At 32.9% G+C, this 20,435-nt stretch carries 19 protein-coding genes and 2 pseudogenes; 15 read left to right on the plus strand and 6 right to left on the minus strand.

Going from position 1 to position 20,435, the window contains the following annotated elements; translation table 11 throughout:
* Nucleotide 1: 1 nt before the first annotated feature.
* The 3 genes from DM444_RS11255 to DM444_RS11265 all read left to right on the plus strand — a co-directional run bounded on the left by DM444_RS11255 (nucleotide 2) and on the right by DM444_RS11265 (nucleotide 3,929).
* The gene (locus DM444_RS11255; protein ID WP_111286645.1) at nucleotides 2-436 is read left to right on the plus strand and encodes a DUF6146 family protein; all 435 of its coding nucleotides are present in this window, start codon (nucleotides 2-4) and stop codon (nucleotides 434-436) included.
* 33 nt (nucleotides 437-469) lie between these two features.
* The gene (locus DM444_RS11260) at nucleotides 470-775 is read left to right on the plus strand and encodes a DUF6787 family protein (RefSeq protein WP_111286647.1); all 306 of its coding nucleotides are present in this window, start codon (nucleotides 470-472) and stop codon (nucleotides 773-775) included.
* A gap of 382 nt (nucleotides 776-1,157) precedes the next feature.
* A complete protein-coding gene (locus tag DM444_RS11265; protein ID WP_239455662.1) occupies nucleotides 1,158-3,929 on the plus strand; it encodes a T9SS type A sorting domain-containing protein in 2,772 nt (923 codons plus the stop codon).
* 60 nt (nucleotides 3,930-3,989) lie between these two features.
* On the opposite strand, the gene DM444_RS11270 is transcribed toward DM444_RS11265, so the two are convergent.
* The gene (locus DM444_RS11270) at nucleotides 3,990-4,280 is read right to left on the minus strand and encodes a hypothetical protein (RefSeq protein ID WP_111286651.1); all 291 of its coding nucleotides are present in this window, start codon (nucleotides 4,278-4,280) and stop codon (nucleotides 3,990-3,992) included.
* A 288-nt stretch (nucleotides 4,281-4,568) separates the two neighbouring features.
* Here DM444_RS11270 and DM444_RS24095 point away from each other — a divergent pair.
* From DM444_RS24095 to DM444_RS11290, 5 genes and pseudogenes are all read left to right on the plus strand, one after another.
* Nucleotides 4,569-4,793, plus strand: a pseudogene (locus DM444_RS24095) (ATP-binding cassette domain-containing protein); the annotation flags it as partial.
* A gap of 207 nt (nucleotides 4,794-5,000) precedes the next feature.
* Nucleotides 5,001-5,447: pseudogene (locus DM444_RS24100) on the plus strand (ABC transporter ATP-binding protein); the annotation flags it as partial.
* Nucleotides 5,447-7,147: an LIC_10190 family membrane protein gene (locus DM444_RS11280; protein WP_111286655.1), complete on the plus strand. Its 1,701-nt coding sequence runs from the start codon at nucleotides 5,447-5,449 to the stop codon at nucleotides 7,145-7,147. The pseudogene DM444_RS24100 and the gene DM444_RS11280, both read left to right, overlap by 1 nt.
* Nucleotides 7,140-7,904 (plus strand): TIGR02757 family protein, encoded by a 765-nt coding sequence (locus DM444_RS11285; protein WP_111286883.1) that lies wholly within the window; start codon nucleotides 7,140-7,142, stop codon nucleotides 7,902-7,904. The genes DM444_RS11280 and DM444_RS11285 overlap by 8 nt, the downstream gene beginning before the upstream one ends.
* Nucleotides 7,905-8,073: 169 nt before the next feature.
* Nucleotides 8,074-9,420 (plus strand): DEAD/DEAH box helicase, encoded by a 1,347-nt coding sequence (locus tag DM444_RS11290; RefSeq protein WP_111286657.1) that lies wholly within the window; start codon nucleotides 8,074-8,076, stop codon nucleotides 9,418-9,420.
* 68 nt (nucleotides 9,421-9,488) lie between these two features.
* Here DM444_RS11290 and DM444_RS11295 read toward each other — a convergent pair whose 3' ends face one another.
* Nucleotides 9,489-10,601, minus strand: coding sequence for a lactonase family protein (locus DM444_RS11295; protein WP_111286659.1), 1,113 nt, complete (start codon nucleotides 10,599-10,601; stop codon nucleotides 9,489-9,491).
* 270 nt (nucleotides 10,602-10,871) lie between these two features.
* Here DM444_RS11295 and DM444_RS11300 point away from each other — a divergent pair, with 270 nt between their 5' ends.
* The 6 genes from DM444_RS11300 to DM444_RS11325 all read left to right on the plus strand — a co-directional run bounded on the left by DM444_RS11300 (nucleotide 10,872) and on the right by DM444_RS11325 (nucleotide 16,450).
* On the plus strand, nucleotides 10,872-12,800 hold the full coding sequence (locus DM444_RS11300) for a vWA domain-containing protein (protein ID WP_111286661.1): 1,929 nt from the start codon (nucleotides 10,872-10,874) through the stop codon (nucleotides 12,798-12,800).
* A 69-nt stretch (nucleotides 12,801-12,869) separates the two neighbouring features.
* Complete coding sequence (locus DM444_RS11305; protein ID WP_111286664.1) at nucleotides 12,870-14,120, plus strand: dihydroorotase; 1,251 nt, start codon at nucleotides 12,870-12,872, stop codon at nucleotides 14,118-14,120.
* A 4-nt stretch (nucleotides 14,121-14,124) separates the two neighbouring features.
* Nucleotides 14,125-14,451, plus strand: a complete 327-nt coding sequence (locus DM444_RS11310) for a hypothetical protein (protein WP_111286666.1) — start codon at nucleotides 14,125-14,127, stop codon at nucleotides 14,449-14,451.
* An 84-nt stretch (nucleotides 14,452-14,535) separates the two neighbouring features.
* Nucleotides 14,536-15,180: an alpha/beta hydrolase gene (locus DM444_RS11315; protein WP_111286885.1), complete on the plus strand. Its 645-nt coding sequence runs from the start codon at nucleotides 14,536-14,538 to the stop codon at nucleotides 15,178-15,180.
* Between the two features lie 41 nt (nucleotides 15,181-15,221).
* Entirely contained in the window at nucleotides 15,222-15,854 is a 633-nt protein-coding gene (locus DM444_RS11320; protein WP_162614956.1) for a hypothetical protein, read from the plus strand.
* Nucleotides 15,855-15,883: 29 nt separating this feature from the next.
* Nucleotides 15,884-16,450 carry a cysteine hydrolase family protein gene (locus DM444_RS11325; RefSeq protein WP_111286670.1) on the plus strand — a complete coding sequence of 189 codons (567 nt, stop codon included), beginning with the start codon at nucleotides 15,884-15,886 and terminating at the stop codon, nucleotides 16,448-16,450.
* 88 nt (nucleotides 16,451-16,538) lie between these two features.
* Here the strand turns inward: DM444_RS11325 and DM444_RS11330 are convergent, their stop codons facing one another.
* From DM444_RS11330 to DM444_RS11340, 3 genes are read right to left on the minus strand one after another with little or no spacing between them, the layout of a single operon-like run.
* Complete coding sequence (locus DM444_RS11330) at nucleotides 16,539-16,967, minus strand: hypothetical protein (protein ID WP_239455663.1); 429 nt, start codon at nucleotides 16,965-16,967, stop codon at nucleotides 16,539-16,541.
* A gap of 44 nt (nucleotides 16,968-17,011) precedes the next feature.
* On the minus strand, nucleotides 17,012-17,515 hold the full coding sequence (locus DM444_RS11335; RefSeq protein ID WP_111286674.1) for a hypothetical protein: 504 nt from the start codon (nucleotides 17,513-17,515) through the stop codon (nucleotides 17,012-17,014).
* Between the two features lie 12 nt (nucleotides 17,516-17,527).
* Nucleotides 17,528-18,292 carry an MBL fold metallo-hydrolase gene (locus DM444_RS11340; protein ID WP_111286676.1) on the minus strand — a complete coding sequence of 255 codons (765 nt, stop codon included), beginning with the start codon at nucleotides 18,290-18,292 and terminating at the stop codon, nucleotides 17,528-17,530.
* Nucleotides 18,293-18,382: 90 nt separating this feature from the next.
* Here DM444_RS11340 and DM444_RS11345 point away from each other — a divergent pair, with 90 nt between their 5' ends.
* On the plus strand, nucleotides 18,383-19,843 hold the full coding sequence (locus DM444_RS11345) for a TonB-dependent receptor (protein ID WP_111286678.1): 1,461 nt from the start codon (nucleotides 18,383-18,385) through the stop codon (nucleotides 19,841-19,843).
* Between the two features lie 107 nt (nucleotides 19,844-19,950).
* Here the strand turns inward: DM444_RS11345 and bcp are convergent, their stop codons facing one another.
* Complete coding sequence (bcp, locus tag DM444_RS11350; protein ID WP_111286680.1) at nucleotides 19,951-20,403, minus strand: thioredoxin-dependent thiol peroxidase; 453 nt, start codon at nucleotides 20,401-20,403, stop codon at nucleotides 19,951-19,953.
* Nucleotides 20,404-20,435 lie beyond the last annotated feature (32 nt).

Below are 20,435 nucleotides of genomic sequence, written 5' to 3' on the forward strand. Positions count from 1 at the left end.
CATGAAAAAAATCGTTTCCATAGTAGCAATATTACTGACTATTTTAGCTTGTTCGTCAGCATCGCAAAATATTGCGAGCAATGATACTGTGCCAAATAAAAAAGGAAATGATACCGTTAGAATTTCGAATGATTCTTTAGAATATGAAGTAATCATCATCGATAACGGATTTAATTATTGGCTAAATACCAGAGCTTATCCAAGAAATTACCATACGCTAGCATTTTTGGAAAACAAAAATTATCAATATGTAACGGAGTGGAATATTCGTGCTTCTCAACCAAATCGTTACAACCCAAATTTATACGAAATGACTATCGATTACCAGCCGCAAATTCATTATGGATATGAAGTAAATTACTTAATTTACAACTACATGATTTATTTTCAAAATACTTACAAACAAAAGCTCGCCGGATATGTTCCGATAAGATAATGTTAGTATATTTGTAATGATTATAAATAAATAATGGATAGACTTAAAAAACGCTGGGGAATCACTTCCAACCTACAAGCCATAATCATACTTATTGTTTTTGCCATCACCGGATCGGCATCTGCGTGGATTTCTAGACCTTTTTGTGACTGGGTTGGAATTCACAAAGAAGATTTAGGAGCAGTTTGGTTTACACTTATCCGTTTATTAATTATTCTTCCTGTTTATCAAGTTTTATTAGTTGCCATTGGAGCAATTTTTGGACAATTCCGCTTCTTTTGGAATTTCGAAAAGAAAATGCTAAAAAGAATGGGACTTGGTTTTTTATTTAAAGATTAATTTCTTCATTTTTTCACGCTTCTTTTTTTCAAACTGTTCTGGTTAAGATTTATTCTTAATCCTTTTTCCATAAATTTTTACTTCACTCAATTGAGAAAATATACTTTTTCTCAATTATTTCGACACACCATTTTTCTTACAGAATCCCTTTATTTATCAAATGCAAACATTATAAAAAATTAATAAAAAACATAAACATCTTGTTTTTTAAATCTATTTTTATAAGAAAATAGCAACCAGAACAGGATTGTGCAGGATAGTTTTGTTTGTAGTAATACTAAACTTTACAATAGTTAAAAACGACACTTTAAACTGACAATCAGTCATTTAAACCTATCATTTCTAACTAAAATCATTACTTACTAACCAAACCACAATTGACATGTTGAAAAATTACTTAAAACTCTCCGTAATGGCGACAATGATTTGTTTCATTACTCCGAAGGTCAAGATTTTTGCCCAAAATCCGATTGTAAAAATTGACTTTGACCAGTCAGGAAGACCGAAAGCCGAAGTAAACGACCCCGATTATACTGCATGGGTAATAGCTTCTGGAAACACTAGTACTTATACCGAAAACGGAGTCACATTTACCATTACTCGTGTTGGAGATAATGGAGATGCATTAGGAACCAACTGGTACAAAGCTGGAATTCAAGCTCCTTATTATGCACGTTTAGTCTGCGATGGACTCACCGTAAAAGGTGCAACAGCAAATCTTGGCGCTCAAATCGAACTTAAAATAAGCGGATTAGCAACTGGAGAACATACATTCTTGGCTTTTTTTAATAATGTAGACAGTCCAACGACGAATACTTTTAGTCCAGTTGATATTTCTGTCGATGGAAATTTAATCGTTGATAATTTAATTCCAACTGTAAGAGCCACAAAAACTGCCGATGCGAAATCGACTTATTTAAAGTTTCAAGCTACAGTAGAAACAGATGTTGTAATATTAATGGCCGCCGAAACTTCAGGGACTGAAAATGTAAAAAACTTCATTCTTAATGGTTTTGAGCTAAACACGCCTAACATTTTCTATCAGGCTACCAATCCAAATCCGAAACAAAATGATGAACATGTTGAACTAACCTCGGGCGGAAAACTGCTGCAATGGACAGCTGCTGCAAATGCCGTTTCGCACAATGTTTATTTTGGAACAGATCAAACATCAGTTGATAATGCTACGACATCTTCTCCCGAATTTAAAGGAAATCAAGATTTAATTAATACTTCTTACCAACTAAACGGATTATACACTGGAGAAACGTATTATTGGCGTATAGACGAAGTTTTAGCAAACGGAGTTGAAAAAGGAAATGTTTGGCGTTTTCGCCCAGCGCAACTTGCTTTTCCTGAAGCTGAAGGATATGGCCGTTTTGCACGTGGCGGACGTGGCGGAAAAGTTGTTGCAGTAACAAATCTAAATGACAGCGGTCCAGGAAGTTTTCGTGAGGCTGTTACAAATGATATCGGACCAAGAACTATTGTTTTTAATACTGCAGGAGTAATTCAATTGCAATCTCGTTTGGTTTTAAGCCAGCCTTACGTAACTGTTGCAGGGCAAACCGCACCGGGAAAAGGAATCTGTATTCGTTCTGCTCCTTTTGGCGTCACTGGAAATGATGCAATTGTTCAAAATTTAAGAGTGAGAATTGGCGCGGGACCAACTTATGACGGAATGGGATTAACAGGCGCTGACAACAGCATTATAGACCATTGCTCTATCAGTTGGACTATCGACGAATCTTTCAGTTCTAGATCCGGAAAAAACATAACGCTTCAGCGAACACTTATTTCTGAAGCCTTAAATGCCGCAAATCATCAAAATTATCCAGCAGGAACAGAACACGGCTATGCGGCTACAATTGGTGGTGACATAGGAAGTTTTCACCATAATTTATTAGCACATTGTTATGGCCGAAACTGGAGTCTTGGCGGCGGATTAGACGGCAGCGGCGCTTACACAGGAAAAATGGATATTACCAATAATGTCGTTTACAACTGGGGAGGAAGAACAACCGATGGTGGAACGAAGGAGGTTAACTTCGTAAACAACTATTACAAACCTGGTGCAGGATCAAAAATATTTGTTGCTTTTAATCAGCAAAATGAAGGTGTAGGAACTGGAATGCAGCGATGCTATTTTAGTGGAAACGTAATGCCAGGGTATTTCGATGAGAACAATCAAACCCTTGGAAGAAAAGCTTCAGGCAATACAGTTCCCTATGATAACTTCGTCGATACACCATTTTTCCCTTCGTATGTAACAACTCAATCGGCGAAAAATGCTTATAAAATCGTACTTTCTGATGTTGGATGTACACAGCCTGAATTTGACGAACACGATCAGAGGATTATTTCAGAAACTTTAAACGGAACATATTCTGCAGTTGGAAGTGTAACAGGAAAACCAGGATTTCCAGATAATGAAGCTGACGTTGGAGGTTTTGAAAATTATCCAACCGAAGTAAGACATCAAAATTGGGACACGGATCAAGATGGACTGCCAAACTGGTGGGAAACTATAATTGGTACAAATGTCAACTCTGCAGTTGGAGATTTCTCTGATGCCAATGCCGATCCTGATTTGGATGGTTATACAAATCTGGATAAATATTTACAATGGATGTCTGAACCTCATTATGACGCTGTCTTAGGAAACAAAACATATATTAATATTCAAAAATTATCTAGAGGTTTTACAAACGGAGTCTCATATTCCTTATCTCAGGTTATAAACGGAAACGCAACACTTTCTGGAGATACTGTAGAATTTAAACCAAATGCAAAAGGTTTATGCTCTTTCAAATTTACAGTTACAGATGCTGAGGGAGGAACGATGACTCGAAAAGTAAATATACTCAGCGGTTACTCGACTTCACCTATAAATGAGATAATAAAGGATCTAATCGATAATTTCAAAGTATGGCCTGTACCAAATACAGGGAATTTCTCTATTTTGTTGGATGTTGAAGTAGACCAAGCCGAACTTAGAATCTATAATATTTTTGGAAGAGAAATTCAAAAACGCACAATAAGCGGACAAACACAGGAAAATATTAGTATAACTGAAAAAGGAGTTTTTATCTTAAAAGTTACAGATCCTGACACAAAAAAAATATTATACCTTAAAAAGGTAATCATTCAATAAAATAAAAAAGGTCTTTTCAATAACAGAAAAGACCTTTTTACTTTTAAAGCTTTAAAAAAGCTATTTATTTCTTTCTGCAAAAAAATAAGTATAAATCCATGTTAAAGTAAACGAAGGAATCACATCTGTAAAAGGCAGTATTTCTTCCAGAAATGTCAAAACCCCAGCAACTTTCCCTACTCTTCCTTTATACATCTTTGCCATAATTATTGCAGCAATTGGCGCCCAGACCACATCTGAAAACTCACCCAAAAGAGGAATCGAAAAAGAAATCATACCAATTCCGTCCAAAACTAAACCAATAAGCAGTTTTGACATTCTATTATCCTCTACAGCTTCTAAATCTTGCATAACACATTCACTTTTAAGTTATTCGAAATTAAAAATAAATTCACGAAACTTTATTATTTCTTTTCTAAATTTAATTTCCAAGATTCCCATATCAATTTACGTACCGATTTTAGATTTTAGATTTTAGATTTTAGATTTTAGATTTTAGATTTTAGATTTTAGATTTTAGATTTTCTAAAAGTCGCTTCGCTCCTTTTTGGAATTTGGAATTTTACATATTGGAATTTAATTTTTTAGAATTTGATTTTGATCATAATCTTCGTTTCTTTGTAAAAACAGTTTCATTACATGATACACGCAAAAAATATACATAAATTCTACGACAAACTTGAAGTTTTAAAAGGAGTCGATTTACATATCAAAAAAGGCGAAATTGTTTCTATTGTTGGTGCTTCGGGTGCTGGAAAAACGACTTTGTTACAGATTTTAGGAACTTTAGATAAACCAGACCATAATCCTGAGTCATCTTTGACGATTAATGGTAAAAATGTTCTGGAACTTCAAGACATCAAAAATGACAATTCAAAACAAGAAAAGACATTTAAAATCATTACTGGTTTAGGTTCTTTTTATATCATTCTATTAGCCGTTTTTTTATTGTTTTTTAGAAGTAAAGTAGAGAACGATATTTTTGGTTATGCCACATGGGGAATATTATGTATGCCTATTTTTTTATTGGCGGTTTACTACAATCGTTATTTTAAAAAGAAAAGCAAACAAGACAAAATATTATCCGATTTTAGAAACTTAAATTTAGGTTTTATATTTCAGTTTCATCAGCTTTTACCTGAGTTTACAGCTTTAGAAAATGTTTGTATTCCGGCGCACATTGCAGGTAAAAAACCATCTGAAACAGAAAAAGAAGCTGTAAAACTCCTTAATTATTTAGGACTTTCACACAGAATCAATCATAAACCAAGTGAACTTTCGGGCGGAGAACAACAGCGTGTTGCGGTTGCAAGAGCTTTGATCAACAAGCCAGATGTCATTTTTGCCGATGAACCTTCTGGAAATTTAGATACTCATTCTGCCGAAAATCTTCATCAATTGTTTTTTCAGCTTCGAGATGAGTTTGGACAGACTTTTGTCATTGTAACACACAACGAAGAATTGGCTAATATGGCCGATAGAAAATTGGTAATGTCTGACGGGCAAATTCTTAATTAATGCTTTTAATTACAATTAGCTGGATTTATATTTTATTCACAACCATTAATTTAGGTGTTGGTTTCGATAAAATAATGAATTTCAGCAATAAAAATTTTGTAATTACATCTATACTAGGTTTATTCTCAACAACTATACTGGCAAGTATTTGGGCAATTTTCGGAAGAATTAATATCGAATTTCATATCGTTTTAATACTTCTGAATGTTTTTTCATTGCTAAAATATCGCAATTCGATTATTGATCTCTACAAGTCATTTTTATTAGAATTACAGCAATTGCAAAAAAGCCTAAAAATCGTTCTAAGTATTATTTCGGTTCTTATTATTTTACAATGTGCTTCAATTCCTTTTGTAATTGATAACGAATCCTATTATATCCAAACCATAAAATGGCTTAACGAATATGGCTTTGTAAAAGGACTTGCAAATCTTCATTTATTTTACGGACAGACGAGCGGCTGGCATATTGCGCAAAGTGTTTTTAATTTTTCCTTTTTATACAAAAAATTCAATGATTTAAGCGGTTTTTGCTTGCTATTAGGAAATGTATTTGCCATTCAGAAACTAAATGAATACAGCAAAAATGAGAACAAAAATTATCTTTTAATTGGATTGCTTCCTTTATTTAATTTTTTCTTTTTTCAATTTATAAGCGCACCTTCTCCAGATATTCCTGTTTATATTTTCTCGTTTATTTTCTTCTTTTATTTTTTAGAAAACTACAAACAAATAACTTCTGAGACATTTGATTTGCTTTTGGTTTTAGTTCTTTTTTTGCTTTATATCAAAAACACAACGATAACATTCGCTATTTTTCCTTTAATTCTATTAGTCTTAAATTTCAAATCGTTATCAGGAAAACTTCTAAAACCTATTTTATTAACCACATTAGTAATTGTACTTTTTTTCATTAAAAACCTAATTATCTGCGGATCACCTCTTTTTCCATCCAAAATATTCACAGCATTCGCAACAGATTATGCTATCCCGAGTACAATTCAAACTTTTTATTATGACAACCTAAAATATTACGGCTATTTTATTACAGCTGAACAATATAATTCAATGTCGGTTTGGGATTTATTTATAAGATGGATTACTTTGCCAAAACTGAATGGATTATTTAATAAACTCAGCGTATTTTTTATTTTAGTCTTACCCTTTTTTATTTATAAATTTAAAAATGAAAAAGCGCTTTGGCTACTGTATGTCAATATGATATTACAAATATGTTTACTTTTAATAACCTCTCCGCAATATCGTTTTTTCATTCATTTCGTTTTATTTTTCTCTCCCTTTTGTTTGATCTGTTTGATACAGAACAAAAAAACAATCAATGCCTTATTAGTGCTCTCGCAAATCCCAATTGCAATTATTTTATTTTTTCCTTTTAATCTAAGTAAATTTGCAAATCATAAATCGTTGATGGAAATAAGTACATTTTCTTCTAACAATATTGTTTTTCCGTTCCAAAATTCAAAAAACAATACCTCTTTTGAAATTATACAATTAGGAAATTTAAAGTATAATTCTCCTCAAAAAAATGATTTTTTATGGGCAAGTGGTAATGGAGATTTACCTTGTGTCAATAAAAAACAAATTGATACTTTTGAAAAACACTTTCAGTACATTCCTCAAATGCGTACTCATGAATTAAAAGATGGATTTTACGCGAAAAAAATCTCAAAAAATGAATAAATCAGAACTCAAAGAATTTCTAGACGAAAAAGTCATTCAATATAACAATCAGGATTTTATAGAAAGTGATCCTGTACAGATTCCGCATCTTTTTACCCAAAAAGAAGATATTGAAATCGCTGGTTTTCTAAGCGCTTCAATTGCTTGGGGAAATCGTAAAATGATCATTAAGAATTCGCATAAAATGATGGAATTAATGGGCAACACGCCTTACGATTTCGTTATGTCGCATTCTGACGAAGACTTGGCAAGATTAGAAACTTTTGTCCACAGAACTTTCAACGGACACGATTTTGCTGGTTTCATAAAAGGTTTAAATAACATCTACAAAAACCACAACGGACTTGAAGCTGTTTTTGCCAAAAATCAGGAAAAAGATAGCTTGCAGAAAAGTATCAGTGAATTCAAAAAGATATTTTTTGAAACAGATCATTTAGCTCGAACTCAAAAACACATTTCAGATCCATTAAACAATTCGGCAGCCAAGAGAATCAACATGTACTTGCGCTGGATGGTGCGCCAAGACGCAAAAGGAGTCGATTTAGGAATCTGGAAAAGCATTTCTCCAGCTGTTTTATCTTGTCCGCTTGATGTCCATTCTGGAAACGTTGCCCGAAAACTTGGAATCCTTTCGCGAAAGCAAAATGATGCCAAAGCTTTATTAGAATTAGACACTAAATTAAGAGAAATGGACGCTCAAGATCCTGTGAAATATGATTTTGCTTTATTTGGCTTGGGTGTTTTTGAAGGTTTTTAAATTGTTTAAAATCTAAAATTATACGATTGTCAGGCTGAGCGAAGTCGAAGCCCAAGTTTCCAATTGGCACGTCCCTTCGACTTCGCTCAGGGTGACAAAAGACATCAAAAATTACAAATTCAACAAAAAACCATGAATTTAACGTACATTTGCACAAAATTTAAAGCAAATGAGCACTTTCGAAAAATTCAATCTTCCAAAATCATTACAAAAAGCAGTTGACGAATTGGGATTTGTTACGCCTACTCCTATTCAAGAAAAATCTTTTTCTGTAATCATGTCTGGACGTGATATGATGGGAATTGCACAAACTGGAACCGGTAAAACATTTGCTTATTTACTGCCTCTTTTAAAGCTTTATAAATTCACTCATACCAATACGCCAAAGATTGTAATTCTAGTTCCAACTCGTGAATTAGTTGTTCAGGTGGTTGAAGAAGTAGAAAAACTGACTACATATATGTCGGTTAAAACTTTAGGTATTTACGGAGGTGTAAACATCAATACACAGAAAAAAGCCGTTTATGAAGGTGTTGACATTTTAGTTGGTACGCCTGGACGTACAATGGATTTAGCGCTTGACGCAGTTGTTCGTTTTGATGAAACTCAAAAACTAGTTATTGACGAGTTTGACGAAATGCTGAATTTAGGTTTTAGACCACAGCTGACTTCGCTTTTTGCAATGATGAAAACCAAACGTCAAAACATTCTTTTCTCGGCAACGATGACAGATGAAGTTGATGATTTATTAAATGATTATTTCGATTTTCCTGAAGAAGTTACATTGGCGCCATCAGGAACTCCGCTTGAAAAAATTACGCAGCTTACTTATAATGTTCCGAATTTTAATACCAAAGTAAATCTTTTAAAACATTTGCTAGAAAACGATGAAAGTATGAGTCGTATTTTGGTTTTCGTAAACAATAAAAAGATTTCGGATATGCTTTTTAATCGTATTGATGAGCTTTTTGAAGGACAATTTGGTGTAATTCACTCAAACAAATCTCAGAATTACCGTTTGAGTACGATGGCTGAATTCCAAGAAGGAAATCTTCGCGGCTTAATTACAACCGACGTTATGGCAAGAGGTTTGGATATTTCCAATATCACGCACGTAATTAACTTCGAACTTCCAGAAGAGCCAGAATTGTATATGCACAGAATTGGTCGTACAGGTCGTGCAGACGCAACGGGAACTGCAATTAGTTTTGTTACTCCAAGAGAAGAAGAATTCAAAATTGAAACAGAACTTTTAATGGATCAAGAGCTAAAAATAGCTGATTTCCCTGAAGAAGTTGAAATCTCAGAAAAGCTTATTGAAGCTGAAAAAGATAAATTACCAAGAAAGTTTTTAATGAAAAAACCAAAACTAGAAGGTGACGGTGCTTTTCACGAAAAATCTAAAAAGAACCAAAAAGTAAATCTTGGAGGTCCTTCAAAAACAAAAAAGAAAACTCACGGTTCTGTCAACAGAAATATGTTGAAGACAAGAAATGAGAAGAAGAAAAAAAAATAAGTCTCAGTTTTCAGTCACAGTTTTCAGTTTGTACAATACTGAAAACTGTGACTGCGACTGAAAACTTTCTAGATCTTAGTAAAAACTAGTCCTACTGGTGAACACAACTGTATTCTTCTTCCAGTATCTGTAATTTTTCCTGTAGTGATATCTCTTTTAAAAATAACTATATCATTAGTATATTGATGCCCCACTAAAAGGTAATTTCCTGTTGGATCAATAGCAAAATCTCTTGGACCTTTTCCTAATGTGCTTTGCTGTTCTACTAATTCTAAAGCTCCTGTTTTAAGAATTTTATAAACTGAAATAGCATTAGCATCAACACGATCAGAAACATATAAAAAGTTTCCGTCAGGCGAAAGTTTGATTGCTGCTGCTCCTGTTCCACCTTTAAAATCTTTTGGTAAAATACTTGTTTCGGCAACTACTTTTAAACTTCCTGTTTTATCCCAGCTTAAAGTCGTCAAAGTTCCATCTAATTCCTGAACTAAATAAACAAATTTCCCATCTTTGCTAAAAGTTAAATGTCTTGGCCCACTTCCTGGTTTTACATCTACACTTCCTTTTAAAGTTAGAATTTCGCTTTTCGAAGCTGGATTATATTTATAAATAAAAACTTTATCTAAACCTAAATCGTTCGAAAGCACAAACTTTTTATCTGGTGAAAAAGCAACCATGTGCACGTGCGCTTTTTCCTGACGAGCCGCATTTGGTCCTTTACCTTCATGTTGAATCAATTGCTGAACTTCTGTAATGCTTCCATCAGTGTTTTTCTTAAAAACTACAAGGTTTCCACCAGAATAATTCGCAACGATTACATTTTTATCATCATTAATCAAATGGCAAGGATCTGCTCCTAAAGCATCATTTTTATTCAAAAAATTCACTTTCCCAGAACCTGAATCATACGAAAATGCACTTACAGTACTTTGTGTTCCGTTTTCGTTTACTGCATAAATAAACTTATTATCAGCAGAAACCGATAAATAACTTGGACTAACAACATTTTCAGAAGAATTTTTCAATTTATATTCACCATTTGTAACGTCAAATTCATAAACATAGATTCCGTTACTTTGGCAAGTATTGGTGTAGGTTCCAACCAATAAATTGAACTTATTTTGAGCTTTAGCCGTGGTTAATGATAAAGCTGAAAATAACACTAGATATATTTTTTTCATAGTTTGTTTTTTTTGAATTAGCTAAAATAAGCAATAATATCTGTTCAAAATAAATTCTTTATCACAAAGAATTTACAAAAGTTGCCTATTTTGATATTTTTTAAAATCATATAAGTTATAGTAAGTTCGACTTTGCACTTTCGACTTTCGACTTTGAACTTTTCTTATAATCTCTTACATGAACATATATGGTTTAATAAATTTTTAATTCGTATTTTTGACCAGCATCTTCGCGAAAAACAAAACGTAGTGAAGTAAATCGAAGCCAGAATGCATTTTAAACATCCCGAAATTCTATACTTTCTGTTTTTATTGATCGTTCCAATTTTGGTTCACCTATTTCAATTAAGACGATTTAAAACTTCTTATTTTACAAATGTTCGATTCTTAAAAGAACTTGCTATTCAGACTCGCAAAAGTTCTAAAATCAAAAAAAGACTTTTATTAGCCACACGCTTATTATTGCTTACTTGTGCAATTATCGCGTTTGCACAACCTTTTTTTGAAGCTAGTGACAGTAAAAACGCTTCAAACGAGATGTATATTGTTCTGGACAATTCGTTCAGTATGCAGGCAAAAGGCAAAAAAGGTGAATTATTAAAAAGAGCTGTTCAGGAATTACTTGAAAATACTCCAGAAAACACTCAGTTTTCACTTTTAACAAACACCGAAAATTTCTGGAATACCGATATAAAATCATCTAAAAGTGCTTTACAAAATCTAAAATACAGCGCAACTTCTTTTGATCTTGCAACAATTACAGCTAAAATTAAAGCCCATAAATCGGCTTATAAAAAAGATATTGTTATTATTACAGATGCCGTTGGTTTAAAAGAAAAAGATATTGCTACTATAGATTTTGATGAAAAACCATATTTCATCGTTCCAGAAGCAGAACAGAAAAACAATGTTTCCATTGACAGCGTTTACATTAATCAGACTTTAGAAAACTTCTACGAAATTGGCATTAATTTGTCTGCTTATGGCGAAGACTTCAAACCTATTTCTACAGCTTTATACAATCAAAATAAACTGATTGCCAAAACGATTATCAATTTTGAAACGAAAAAAAAGAAAATCAATTTTACCATTCCAAAAGAAGCTTTTCATGGTTATGTGGCAATTGAAGACAACGGTTTAAGTTATGATAACAAATTGTTTTTCAGTATTTCTAAAAACAAAAAAACAAACGTTATAAGCATTGGCGAACCTGAAAAAAGCAATTTCTTATCGAGAATTTATACCTCTGCAGAATTCAATTATAACAATTACCCAATCAGCGCTTTAGACTATAATAGTTTAGAAAAACAAAATACGATTATTCTAAACGAATTAATTGACATTCCGCAAGCACTGCAAACGACTTTAAAAGCTTTTGTTTCTAAAGGCGGAAATTTGGTTGTCATTCCATCTGAGAAAACTTCTCTTTCGAGCTTAAATGCATTACTAGGGAATTTTGGAAAAATCCAATTCGGAAATTTAGAAACCAACAGCAAATTAATCACTAAAATTAATTTCGATCATCCTTTATTTTCAGGAGTTTTTGAAAACAAAATAACCAATTTTCAATATCCAAAAGTAAATAGTTCGTTTGCTGTTTCGAGTTCTTATCCAGCTGTACTTTCATTTGAAGACCAAACTGCTTTTGTAACTGCTGTTCAAAATCAGGTTTCTGGAATAACGGTTTTTACCGCGCCAATAAATAGTGCCAATTCAAATTTTCAGCAATCGCCTTTAATTGTTCCATTATTTTATAAAATCGCTCAGAACAATCAGAAAACGGGTGTAAATGCTTTGACAATCGGTAACAATCAGCCTTATTTTGTTGATGTTTTATTGACTAAAGATGCTATCTTGGAAGTTAAAGGAACAGACGATTCGTTTATTCCGATTCAGCAGATTTTAAACAATAAAGTCAAATTAACATTCAATGATTTTCCAGAAACCGCTGGAAATTATAGCGTTTTTGACAAAAAAGAATGGGTAGAAAATATCAGTTTTAATTACAAAAGAACCGAAAGCGATTTGAGTCAGGTAAACACCAATGTAGTTTCTGATTTTAAAACTGCCGATACCATTTCAACCATTTTTAATACACTACAAACTGAGCGAACTGACAGCCAAATTTGGAAATGGTTTGTTATCTTTGCACTGTTATTTTTAGCATTAGAAATGGCAATTATAAAATTTGTGAAATAGCATTTGCATTTGTTTTAAAGGCATTTTACTTTTTACAAAAATCATTTTACGACAAAAAAATATCTACATATGAAACTAATCATCAAAAGCGCCAAAATTATCGACTCAAAAAGTCCGTTTCACAACAAGACTGTTGATCTTTTAATTGCAGATGGTGTAATAGAAAAAATAGGAGTTTCTCTTCCAAACGATGACGCTGAAGTGGTGCGATTTGACAATCTTCATGTTTCTCAAGGCTGGTTTGACAGCAGTGTTTCTCTTGGAGAACCAGGTTACGAAGACAGGGAAACTATTGCAAACGGTTTAAATGTTGCCGGAAAAAGCGGATTCACAGCAATCGGATTACAGCCAAATTCATTACCAATTATTGACAATCAATCTCAGGTAAATTTTGTGAAAAATAAAGCAAATGGTTTTGCGACAGAAATTTTCCCAATCGGTGCTTTAACTAAAGCCAGCGAAGGAAAAGATATGGCAGAACTTTTTGATATGAAAAATTCTGGAGCAATTGCTTTTGGAGATTACAACAAAAGTATTGACAATGCTAATATCCTGAAAATTGCTTTACAATATGTTCAAGATTTCGACGGATTGGTAATTGCATATTCGCAAGATCCGAACATTAAAGGAAATGGTGTTGCCAATGAAGGAATTGTTTCTACAAGATTAGGTTTAAAAGGAATTCCGAATCTAGCGGAAGAATTGCAGATTTCAAGAAACTTATTTTTATTAGAATATACTGGCGGAAGACTTCATATTCCGACTATTTCTACAGCAAAATCGGTTGAATTAATTAGAGAAGCCAAAGCTAAAGGTTTACAAGTAACTTGCAGTGCATCTGTACATCATTTGGTTTTAACGGATGAAAAACTGGACGGTTTTGATACTCGTTTTAAAGTGACACCACCATTGCGTACGGAAGTTGACAGACAAGCTTTGCTTAATGGAGTTGCTGACGGAACTATCGATTTGATTACTTCAGACCATAATCCGATTGATATTGAATTCAAAAAAATGGAATTTGATACAGCAAAAAACGGAACTATTGGTTTAGAAAGCGCTTTCGGGGCTTTATTAACGGTTTTACCTGTAGAAACAATTGTAGCGAAATTAACTGCTGCGAGAAACGTTTTTGGTTTAGAAAATAACACAATTGAAGAAGGCTCAAAAGCTAATATCACTTTGTTTACAACAGAAGGAAAATCAACTTTTACGAAAGAAAATATTCTTTCAAAATCTAAAAATTCTGCTTTTTTAGGAACTGAACTTAAAGGTTCTGTTTACGGAATTTTAAATCAAAATCAACTAGTTACAAAATAATACAATGAATAATTCAGTCGAAGAAGGAAAACCAATCGCTATCACGAGTTACATTCTAATCATTGGTGTTTTGATCGCCATGAGCATGAATTCTGAAAACAAAAACAGTTTTGCTTCTTTTCATATACGTCAAGCTTTAGGTTTGTCTTTAACTTTTATTTCTTTAGGAGCAATCATAAGTAATTTCGATAGTTTTTTTATCACTTTCCCAATGTGGATCTGTATTTCAATTCTATGGACTTTTGGAATTTTTAATGCTATTCAAGGACAAATGAGACCGATTCCTTTAGTTGGGGAATTGTTTCAAAAATGGTTCAAGAAAATTGGATAAGTTTTTCAAAATTCAATTAAAAAATTCACAATTCCAAAGTTGGAAAATTCACAATTCACAACTTACAATTTACAATTAAAAAAAATGAATCTATCTTTAGAATATAAAATACAAGAACCAAAAGTAATTTTAGATAAAAACCCATTATTGCTTTTATTGCACGGATACGGCAGCAACGAAGCCGATTTATTCTCTTTTGCTTCAGAGCTACCAGACAATTATTACATCATTTCTGCTAGAGCACCTTACGATTTACAATATGGTGCTTACGCTTGGTACGCGATTAATTTCGATGCCGATCAAAATAAATTTTCAGATAATGAACAAGCAAAATCTTCTCGTGATGTAATTGCTAATTTCATTGACGAGTTGGTTGCTAATTACCCAATTGATGCTAATAATGTGACTTTAATCGGATTTAGTCAAGGATCTATTTTAAGTTATGCTACGGCACTTTCTTATCCAGAAAAAATTCAGCGAGTAGTTGCCATGAGCGGTTATTTCAATGAAGAAATTATTAAAGAAGGTTTTGAAAATAATAATTTCAAAAACTTAAAATTCTTCGCCTCACACGGAACTGTAGATCAAGTTATTCCGATTGAGTGGGCAAGAAAAACTCCAGCAATTTTAGAGAAATTAGACATTCCTGTTGTTTACAAAGAATATCCTGTTGGACATGGAGTTGCGCCTCAAAATTTCTTTGATTTTAAGAATTGGCTGGCTTTGTAAGTTTTCAGTCGCAGTCTCAGTTTTCAGTTAAAAAAATCAGCATGATAGATTGGTATAGAAAAAAGAGTTGGACAAAAGAAGATGAAGAACATTTCTTCACCAAACTTTCTCGTGCAAGAAAAGATGGAAGAGCACAATATTTAAAAATTCAGGCAATAGAATTAGTTGAAACTAAAGAACCTAAACTTTTAAATGTTGCTAAAGAATTACTTGAAAAAATTCTTGATGAATATCCAAATGATAACTTTAATAAAAGTTCTGTTTATAATACTTTAGGAGATATTTTTTTACTTGAAAACACTACAGAAAAAGCAATTGAATATTATAAAAAATCAATCGATTTTGAAAAAGTTTATCCAAATGTAAAAACAGATTCTTATTTAATTTATTCTGAATTAATCATAAAAAATCAATTATCCCATGAATATTTAAGTGTTGAAAAGTTATTAGAAGAAAACATATCCGATTTATTATTTCCGATTGACAAGTATAAAGTATTTTCAATTCTAGCAATTCTCAATTACTATAATTCAAAAAAAGAAATCGCAAAAGAATACGCCGAGTTGGCAAATGAAAATGCTCAAGCAGAAACTTCAGGATTGCGTTATCACAAATATCTAGGAATTATTTCACAAAGAGATAAATTCTTCGATGACTACATAGCTAAATTATAATAAAAAGATAGCATAAAAACACTTGAAAAATGAATATAAAACTTAATAATCCAGCTTTAATTTTAATTGATATTCAAAAAGGTTTTCATGACGTTGCATATTGGGGTGGAGACCGAAATAATGCTGACGCAGAACAAAAAGCAGGTGAACTTTTAGAGATTTGGAGGTCTAAAAAATTGCCTATTTTTCACGTACAGCATTGCTCTTCAAATCCAAATTCGATATTAAACGAAACGAGTCCAGGAAATGAATTTCAAGATATTGTAAAACCTCTTGAAGGAGAAAAAATAATTAAAAAGAATGTCAATAGTGCTTTTATAGGAACAAACCTAAAAGAACTGATTGATGATGCAAAAATCACGAATCTTGTAATTGTGGGTTTGACTACAGATCATTGCGTTTCTACCACAACGAGAATGGCAGGTAATTTTGGTTATACCGTATATTTAGTTTCTGATGCAACTGCGACTTTCAATAAAAAAGGCATAAACGGAGAAGAATTCCCTGCTGAATTAATTCATCAAACCGCATTAGCAAGCTTAAATGATGAATTTGCTCAAGTAGTAACTTCTGAGTTTATTAAAGAGATTGTTTAGTATTCAGTCGCAGTCACAGTTTTCAGTCTTGAATTGTAAAAAACTTTATCAAAGTTCTGACTGAAAACTGAGACTGCGACTGCAAACTTTATTCCCCCGTATAAAGAATCTTCTCTCCTTTTTTCAAAACATATCCTTTCCAAGGAATTAACTGCCAATCACCGTTAACCCAAGAATCTCCTTCAGATTTTCTTTCTAAAAGGATAGACTCTTTTTGAGTATCTAAGAAAAGTTCTGCTTTGTTTCCGTCAAAAATTACATAGGAAACCGTAGAATATGTTTTTCCATCTTCAGCATGATTCAGTTTTGTACTATTTTCAAAAATTCTAATACAGTCTTTTTTAAGTACTGACCAAGTATAACCAGCTGATGCTTTACAACCATGAGAATCAGTATCTGCGCCTACAACGGCTTCTTTTTTTGGTTCTTTTGGAGTTGTATTTACACTTTCCTGAGAAACTTTTTTAGCGCAAGAAAACGCGCTTGCAACAATCAAAAACAAAAACATCTTTTTCATAATCCTATTTAATTTAAAGGTCAAAAAAAAATAGGATTAAAATCCTATTTTTGATATAACCAAGTTTGATTTACTTCAAAGGTAATATTATCGTCGTTATCAACAAAGTATTTTAACAAGACTTCTCCCCATAATTCTCCATTGCTATAATCTGCAATAATCCATCTATGGTTTAAGATTTTTACCTTATTGATGATAAATTTGTTTGGCCCAATTTGATCTTGTCCTGTATAAGGATTTCCTTTTGGGTTTGCATTGAAATCTAACAGCTTTTCAGTTACAACTGGAATCAGTTTTTCGTACAAAATCACTTTTCCGCCAGAAGCACTATTATCAAAATAATTTTGTGCATTTTCGTTATGCTCTAAAGAAAAATAATCAGCTTCTGCTAATTGCGTTTTCACTAGATTAATACTGTCTCTTAGTTTCTTAGTCGTTTTATCGTATCTATTCTGTGCAAATTTTACTTCTCCGCTATAAAATGCGTAAGTAAACACATTCATTAAAATGGCAAGAATAAAAAGATAAAGCATTAAGGATTTTTTCATTGTGTGGTATAATTAAATTGTAATTTCTAAATTATCATAAGCCAAGAAAACATTTTCAGGAAGGCTTTGCTGCACTTCTTCATGAAATCCTAAAACATGGCTAATATGCGTTAAATACGCTTTTTCGGGCTTAACAAGATTAATAAAATCAAGTGCTTCTTGCAGATTGAAATGAGTATTGTGAGGTTCGACACGCAAAGCATTTACAACCAAAACTTTCAGTCCTTTTAGTTTTTCAATTTCAGCTGGTTCGATGGTTTTTGCATCTGTCAGATAAGCAAAATCATCTATTCTATATCCAAAAACCTGCAAATCACCGTGCATAGCATTTATCGGAATTGCCACTTTATCGCCAACTGCAAATGGCGCATTGTTTTGCACTTCAATTGTTTTTACACTTGGTGCACCTGGATATTTGTTTACCGTTTCAAAAACATAATCAAAACGACGTCTTAGATTCTCTAAAACGCGTTCATGTCCGTAAATTGGAATTTCTCCCTGTCTAAAATTAAACGGGCGGATATCGTCTAATCCAGCAGTATGATCTGCATGTTCGTGCGTAAAAAGAATTGCATCTAATTTTCTACATCCGCAAGAAAGCATTTGCTGTCTAAAATCGGGACCGCAATCGATTACAAATGAATTCTCATCCCACGTAATCCAAATGGATACGCGGAGCCTTTTATCCTTAGCATCAGTGCTTTTACAAACGGGATGATCGATTCCGATAATCGGAATGCCTTGAGAAGTACCAGTACCTAAAAAATAGACCTTCAATTGAACTTAATTTTTTTACAAAAATAGGATTATTTCTCTTTCATTAGAACCCTAATTTACTAACTTTGTAACAAATCTATTTAAAATAAAATGGGTACAGAAATAAAACTCAAAGGTGACAAGGTCATCGAACAGATTCCTTCTATAAAAGACAAAGCATTACGCATTAATTTAAACGAGAATATTTACGGAACGTTTGCTGAAATTGGCGCTGGACAAGAGACTGTTAGGCATTTTTTCAGATCCGGAGGTTCTTCTGGAACTATTGCAAAAGCGATGTCTGCTTACGATAAAGATTTTAGTGATGCCGTTTATGGCGCTGAAACTGACGGAAGATATGTTACCGAAGAGCGTTTAAAAAAGATGCTTACCCATGAAAGCCAGATCATCGAAGAGCGTTTAAGCAGAGAAAAACACCCAACAAAACTTTTCTTTAGTTATGCTAACACTGTTGCGACGATAGATTTTGCTAAACAATTTAAAGGTCACGGATGGGTTGGAATTCGATACCAAATTGAACCAGACGAGGCTTATAACGAAATTATTCTTCACATTCGTTTCAAAGAAACTGACGCAAGACTACAACAAGAAACACTTGGTATTTTAGGAGTTAACTTAATTTACGGTGCTTTTTACAAATACAATGATCCAAAACGATTGCTTCGTTATTTATACGATCACTTAGATAAAGACCAATTAGAAATCGATACTATCAACTTTTCTGGACCTCGTTTTGCCGATGTCGACAATCGTTTGATGAGTTTGCAATTGGTTAAAAACGGAATGACTGATGCCGTTATGTTTAATCCAGAAGGAAAAAACATTCTGCCAGCTGCCATTTTATACAAAAAAAACCTTTTGGCTTTAAGAGGAAGTTTCCGTCCTGTTACTAAAGTAAATATGGACATGTACGAGAAATCTTTGGAAATGTTTCTCAAAGAAAATAAGGTTGAAAAAAATAATACTCTTGTAATTTTTGAAATTACACTTTCGAATCTTCGTTCTGACGGTGAAATTGACGAAAGAGACTTCATGGATAGAGCTGAATTGCTTTGTTCTCTTGGTCAAACGGTTATGATTTCGAATTTCCAAGAATACTATAAAGTAGTAGAGTATTTTGCTAATTATACCAAAGCTCGTATGGGATTAGCAATGGGTGTAAATAACCTTGTTGATATTTTTGATGAGAAATACTACCGTCATTTAAGTGGTGGAATCTTGGAGGCTTTCGGAAAATTATTCTATCGTGACATGAAAGTTTTCTTATATCCAATGTTAGATGAAGACGGTGCATTAATGAATTCGAACAACTTAAAAGTTCATCCAAGAATGAAAGAATTATACAAATTCTTCAAATTCAACGGAAAAGTGGTAGATATTGAAGATTACGATCCGAATATCTTGGATGTTTTCTCTAGAGAAATCTTAAAAATGATCAATCAAGGCAAAACTGGATGGGAACCGATGCTTCCTCCTGGAATTCCTGAAATTATAAAGGAACATCATCTTTTTGGATATCATCCACAGAAAGAATTAGAACAGAATACATAATAAAAAAGTCCCTTTATTGGGACTTTTTTATTAGTGTTCAGTCTCAGTTTTCAGTCTCAGTTTTTTTTGCAGTCGTCAGGCTGAAAACTGAAAACTGGGACTGAAAACTATTTCAAAATCTGCGAAGCGTGTTCTTTTGTTTTTACTTTTTCTATAACTTCTACTATGATTCCTTTTTCGTCGATTACGAAAGTAATTCTATTAATTCCGTCGTATTCTCTTCCCATGAATTTCTTTGGTCCCCAAACTCCAAATGCATTAATAACCGATTTGTCTTCATCGGCTAATAATGGAAAAGGCAATTCGTATTTTTCTTTGAATTTTACTTGCGCTTTTTGACTGTCGGCACTTACCCCAAGAAGCTCATAATTATTAGCTTGGAAACGGTGAAAATTATCTCTCAAATCACAAGCCTCAGCCGTACAACCCGGCGTACTTGCTTTTGGATAAAAGAAAACTACCAATTTTTTTCCAGCGTAATCTGCTAGTTTATGTGTTTTTCCGTCTTGATCTATTCCTGAAAAATTTGGCGCTTTATCCCCTGCTTTTAATGTTGTCATATCTTTTATTTTAGATTATTGATTTTAGATTT

It is taken from the genome of Flavobacterium ginsenosidimutans, assembly GCF_003254625.1.
In the GTDB taxonomy this organism is placed as follows: domain Bacteria; phylum Bacteroidota; class Bacteroidia; order Flavobacteriales; family Flavobacteriaceae; genus Flavobacterium; species Flavobacterium ginsenosidimutans.

Excerpts from the sequence above, each read along its gene's own strand:
- DM444_RS11255 (WP_111286645.1), top strand. The coding sequence starts at position 2 with ATGAAAAAAATCGTTTCCATAGTAGCAATATTACTGACTATTTTAGCT.
- DM444_RS11260 (WP_111286647.1), top strand. The coding sequence starts at position 470 with ATGGATAGACTTAAAAAACGCTGGGGAATCACTTCCAACCTACAAGCC.
- DM444_RS11265 (WP_239455662.1), top strand. The coding sequence starts at position 1,158 with ATGTTGAAAAATTACTTAAAACTCTCCGTAATGGCGACAATGATTTGT.
- DM444_RS11270 (WP_111286651.1), bottom strand. The coding sequence starts at position 4,280 with ATGCAAGATTTAGAAGCTGTAGAGGATAATAGAATGTCAAAACTGCTT.
- DM444_RS11280 (WP_111286655.1), top strand. The coding sequence starts at position 5,447 with ATGCTTTTAATTACAATTAGCTGGATTTATATTTTATTCACAACCATT.
- DM444_RS11285 (WP_111286883.1), top strand. The coding sequence starts at position 7,140 with ATGAATAAATCAGAACTCAAAGAATTTCTAGACGAAAAAGTCATTCAA.
- DM444_RS11290 (WP_111286657.1), top strand. The coding sequence starts at position 8,074 with ATGAGCACTTTCGAAAAATTCAATCTTCCAAAATCATTACAAAAAGCA.
- DM444_RS11295 (WP_111286659.1), bottom strand. The coding sequence starts at position 10,601 with ATGAAAAAAATATATCTAGTGTTATTTTCAGCTTTATCATTAACCACG.
- DM444_RS11300 (WP_111286661.1), top strand. The coding sequence starts at position 10,872 with ATGCATTTTAAACATCCCGAAATTCTATACTTTCTGTTTTTATTGATC.
- DM444_RS11305 (WP_111286664.1), top strand. The coding sequence starts at position 12,870 with ATGAAACTAATCATCAAAAGCGCCAAAATTATCGACTCAAAAAGTCCG.
- DM444_RS11310 (WP_111286666.1), top strand. The coding sequence starts at position 14,125 with ATGAATAATTCAGTCGAAGAAGGAAAACCAATCGCTATCACGAGTTAC.
- DM444_RS11315 (WP_111286885.1), top strand. The coding sequence starts at position 14,536 with ATGAATCTATCTTTAGAATATAAAATACAAGAACCAAAAGTAATTTTA.
- DM444_RS11320 (WP_162614956.1), top strand. The coding sequence starts at position 15,222 with ATGATAGATTGGTATAGAAAAAAGAGTTGGACAAAAGAAGATGAAGAA.
- DM444_RS11325 (WP_111286670.1), top strand. The coding sequence starts at position 15,884 with ATGAATATAAAACTTAATAATCCAGCTTTAATTTTAATTGATATTCAA.
- DM444_RS11330 (WP_239455663.1), bottom strand. The coding sequence starts at position 16,967 with ATGAAAAAGATGTTTTTGTTTTTGATTGTTGCAAGCGCGTTTTCTTGC.
- DM444_RS11335 (WP_111286674.1), bottom strand. The coding sequence starts at position 17,515 with ATGAAAAAATCCTTAATGCTTTATCTTTTTATTCTTGCCATTTTAATG.
- DM444_RS11345 (WP_111286678.1), top strand. The coding sequence starts at position 18,383 with ATGGGTACAGAAATAAAACTCAAAGGTGACAAGGTCATCGAACAGATT.
- bcp (WP_111286680.1), bottom strand. The coding sequence starts at position 20,403 with ATGACAACATTAAAAGCAGGGGATAAAGCGCCAAATTTTTCAGGAATA.